Genomic DNA, 4,081 nt, shown 5'->3' on the forward strand with positions numbered 1-4,081 from the left:
ACACATTTTTAAAAATAGTGTATAAATACACTATTTTTATTGGAGTGTACTTATGAATAATAGCCAAAAATCCGAACTAGTTGTCAAAGATAATGCTCTAATCAATGCTAGTTACAACCTTGATTTGGTTGAGCAAAGATTGATACTTCTTGCGATTTTAGAGATTAGGAGAATAGGAAGTCCAGAATACTGGATGCCCTTTGACTCGGCTATCACAGTAAAAGCTGATGAGTATGCTAAGGCTTTTAGCACTACTAGGCAAGCCTCTTACATTGCGTTAAAGGAAGCCTCCAAAACATTGTTTAATAGACAATTTAGTTACAAAGAAAAAGATAAGGATGGCATTATCTATACCGTTACTGCAAGGTGGGTTACTAGGGTTTATTATGCTGATGATGAAGCCATTATAAAACTAAATTTTTCTGATGAATTCATACCATTGGTTACGGAACTTGAAAAAAGATTTACTAGCTATGAATTAAGTAAAATATCTCAAATTACTAGCGGTTATGGTCTAAGATTGTACGAAATTCTTATATCTTGGAAAAGTCAAGGAAAAACACCAGTGTTTGAAATAAATGAATTTAGGTCTAAATTAGGGGTTTCTGATGATACTTACAAAAGAATGGGGCAATTTAAAGAGAAAGTTTTAGATAAAGCAGTCTCACAAATTAATGAATTTACTGATATACATACCACTTATGAACAACATAAACAGGGTAGAAATATTATTGGATTTTCCTTTACCATAAAACAAAAGGCAAAATCCATAAAAAACAAAGACCAAGAAAAAGACCCTAATACCATAGATATTTTTGACAGCTTGACGGATAAAGAGCGTGAGATTATCGCCCAAAAGAACGCCTATGCCGACCAAATAGGGGCAACAGCAGAGCATAGAGAGAATCTGATTAGGCAAGGCTTAACTACGCACCGCCAAGCCGAGCAGGACGAGCAAGAACGCAAACAGCGTGAGAAAGCCGAACGCCAAGTACAAGAACAGCAGGATAAAGAGCGGTTAGCATTGGCACAACGCCAATTTGAGCAGATTTTGGCAAACGATGAACTGATTAACGCTTATATAACCCATAACCGTATCAGCGAAAAGAGTTGTTTTGGTTTACAAAGAGTTTATTATCAGCAAGGCAATTTTAGGGAAGTTTTTAGAATGGAAAGCCATAAATTTGAGCAAGTGCATTATTTAAAGCAGTTGAATTTGAAATTTTTGGAGTAGCTGGAAATTAGAAAATATAAGCGAATTATGGGTGTTTAAATTACATTTACCTTTCATTGTAATTGTGTTATAATTGAAATGTAATTTAATCTAGGGGTACATTATGGATTACACAAATTTTAATATGCGACTTGATAATAACCTGCGTGGGCGTGCTTACCCTGTTTTGGAGCAGTACGGACTAACACCAAGCCAAGCCGTAAGAATGTTTTTTAATCAAATTGCACAAACTGGCAAAGTGCCTTTGTCGTTTGATTGGGCGGATACTGCACTGCACACACTAAGCGAAAATGGCGAACGCCTACTGCGTGAGAGTGTTGCAGAGTTTGAGAATGGCGAATATACACGCACTTCATTTGATGACTTTGCAAAGTGGGCGAAAGAGAATGCGTGATATTGCCAGAAGTCGCAAATTTGATAAAGAATATCAAAAATTAGGCGGTTTGAGTGCTGAACTGGTTGATGTGGTTTATCACTTACTGCACGCCATACCATTGCCCGAAAAGTACAGAGACCACGCACTAACAGGCAACTGGAAAGGCTATCGAGATTGCCATATCAAGCCTGATTTGGTGTTGATTTACCGAATTACGGACGATACACTAGAACTGCATAGGCTAAATAGCCATAGCGAACTGTTTGGCTAACCTACCGCCCAAACCCAAAACCCTTGCCCCTGTCTAGGGTTTTTTGTTGTTCTGCAATAAGCTCATTAGCTTGCTGTTCTCGCTGTTTAATTTGGTGTTCTGTGTCGTTAATTTGTCTATTAGCCCCTGTAATTGCCCGTTCTGCACTCTCAAAGACTGATTGACTGCCGTTAATTGCTGTATCTGCCCATTCTGTTTGGTATTCGTCTCGGTAAGTTCGTTTAATTGCTGTTCTAACTCGGTTAGCAAATTGTTGTAATCGTTCATAAAGCTGTTTTGCACGGTCAAAAACCCCTATTTGGCTCTGATTTTCATTGTTAGAGTTCCGTTCTGATTGGTAAAACTCTCCGCTTCCTTGTCCTTGCTCGCTATGTAGTAATAACCGTCGCTCTCTGATAGGTTCAATTTGGCTAGTATTTTGGCTTGTGTGGGTGATTTGTCTATCTGTTCCTGTATCTGTGCCAGCAACTCTGTTTGGTCTTGGGACTTCTTGTAAAGCCACAGATTGCCAAGCCCTAGCCCTATCATCAAAATTGCCATTATGGCTGATGTTGTCGCTGTGATGGTGTTGATGATTGCCAATTTGGATAAGCTCTGCCGTATGCTCGCTTGTTGGTCGTCTAAAATTTTTTGTGTTGCTTTCAGATTTGATTGTAATAGCTCGTTGTAGCTTGCCAAGTGCTGACTGGTAACGCTCTGTATTTTCTCGGTCATAATCTTGTCTTGCTCTTGTGCGTTCCGCTCCAAGTTCGCCACTAAATCGTCTATTTTCATAAATAAAGCCCTCTAATCTGATGTTTCTTTTGCCGTTAGGATTTTTAACGCTGATTGATTTGTCTGTAACTCGGGCAATTTCAAAGCCTGATTGCGTAAGTAGCTCTAAAACGCCCGTACGGCTCGTTATAGCCCCTTTCTCAATTTGCTGGTGTATTACCCTACCTATGGTCTCTTTAATCGCCTGTACGCTCTCTGGGAGCCTGTGAGGGTCAATCTTGATTGCTTGGGCTTTTCTAGGGTCGTTAGGGTCGGATAATCCATAATCGTGGTTAATAACCTGTTTCCAATTCTCAACAAGTGGGCGGTCTATGCGGTCATAATACGGTTGTAGGCGTTTGCCTGTGGTTAATTCAACATTGGGGATTACAAAATTAAGTTCTAGGCGGTCTTTGTCTTTGTGTTCTATCCAAGTGATGTCATATTGGTCTTGGTCTAGTCCTGCAAATAACGACTGTTCAAAACTCGCCATAATTTCACGCTTAGCGGTCTCGTCAAGGTCGCTTTCTTGAAAGGATAGCACGCCAACAGTATAGCGGTTCTTAAAGTCTAGGTTATCCGCCAGCCGTTCGGTTAGCTCTGAATTGCCCTGTAAGATTTTGGCGTGTTCACGGTTGCGGTCTTTGCCTAGCAAGTAATTCATTGTTGCCATGCACGAACCGCCCCCCTTGTTGGGTAAAAATTTAACTATCATAGCGTTTCAAAAGCTCGTCTAACTGTTCACGAATTACAGCCAATTCCCCTAGTAGCCGTAAACGGTCTATTTTGCCCCCTAATGCGTCCGTATTGGCGTGTTTAGCGATTTGGTTAAGGTTACCCCCTATCTTACCCAATTCACGCAATAGAAGCGGTTCTACGGGCTTGTATTTGCGTTTCTTGCTTTTTACCCCTAAGCAGGTATCACGAACCCAAGCCCCAATCCTTGCCCCTGTTTTCTTATTACAAAGTTCTTGGTACTCATCATCAGTTAGCCAAACTGTGATTGATTTGGTTCGTTTTGGTGGTTTTGGTTGGTCGGTCATTTTTCTTTGTCTTTTCAGCTAATGGGGGTTTGGGGGCTTGCCCCCAATCAGCGCTAGCTGATAAGGGGTTAAGGGGATTACCCCCTTACAAGGTCATAAATGATTAGCGATAGCGGTTCATTTTGTGTCCTTGCCCTTTACTATTTTTTGTTAATTTTACTATGATTTCTAATGGTTGAAAAGACAAAAGAAAGGGGATTTTTAGGTTCAAGGAAAAATTTCAAATTTTAGGCAAGAACCCTTTTTATTATTTTTATATCTTTTAATATGTTTTAGACACTCTGAAACCCTTGTAAATAAAGGCATACAGACTGGATATGTACACCTTTCCTTACCATATGTACACCTTTCCTTACCAATATGTACACCTTTCCTTACCATATGTTACACATTTTTAAAAATAG

5 protein-coding genes are annotated in these 4,081 nt (G+C 39.8%); 3 read left to right on the forward strand and 2 right to left on the reverse strand.

From position 1 onward, the window contains the following. Nucleotides 1-52: 52 nt before the first annotated feature. The 3 genes from repM to B5J94_RS11810 all read left to right on the forward strand — a co-directional run bounded on the left by repM (nt 53) and on the right by B5J94_RS11810 (nt 1,881). The gene (gene repM, locus B5J94_RS11800) at nt 53-1,234 is read left to right on the forward strand and encodes a replication initiation protein RepM (RefSeq protein ID WP_062501257.1); all 1,182 of its coding nucleotides are present in this window, start codon (nt 53-55) and stop codon (nt 1,232-1,234) included. Nucleotides 1,235-1,337: 103 nt separating this feature from the next. After that, entirely contained in the window at nt 1,338-1,628 is a 291-nt protein-coding gene (locus B5J94_RS11805; protein ID WP_062501255.1) for a type II toxin-antitoxin system RelB/DinJ family antitoxin, read from the forward strand. Next, nucleotides 1,621-1,881 carry a type II toxin-antitoxin system RelE/ParE family toxin gene (locus B5J94_RS11810; RefSeq protein ID WP_062501253.1) on the forward strand — a complete coding sequence of 87 codons (261 nt, stop codon included), beginning with the start codon at nt 1,621-1,623 and terminating at the stop codon, nt 1,879-1,881. Before B5J94_RS11805 ends, B5J94_RS11810 begins: the two co-directional genes overlap by 8 nt. 1 nt (nt 1,882) lies before the next feature. Here the strand turns inward: B5J94_RS11810 and B5J94_RS11815 are convergent, their stop codons facing one another. Beyond that, a complete protein-coding gene (locus B5J94_RS11815) occupies nt 1,883-3,298 on the reverse strand; it encodes a relaxase/mobilization nuclease domain-containing protein (RefSeq protein WP_409455093.1) in 1,416 nt (471 codons plus the stop codon). A gap of 40 nt (nt 3,299-3,338) precedes the next feature. Beyond that, a complete protein-coding gene (locus B5J94_RS11820) occupies nt 3,339-3,677 on the reverse strand; it encodes a MobC family plasmid mobilization relaxosome protein (protein ID WP_062501259.1) in 339 nt (112 codons plus the stop codon). Between the last annotated feature and the right edge of the window lie 404 nt (nt 3,678-4,081).

The sequence above is a fragment of the Moraxella lacunata genome, from assembly GCF_002027545.1.
Taxonomy (GTDB): Bacteria; Pseudomonadota; Gammaproteobacteria; order Pseudomonadales; family Moraxellaceae; genus Moraxella; species Moraxella lacunata.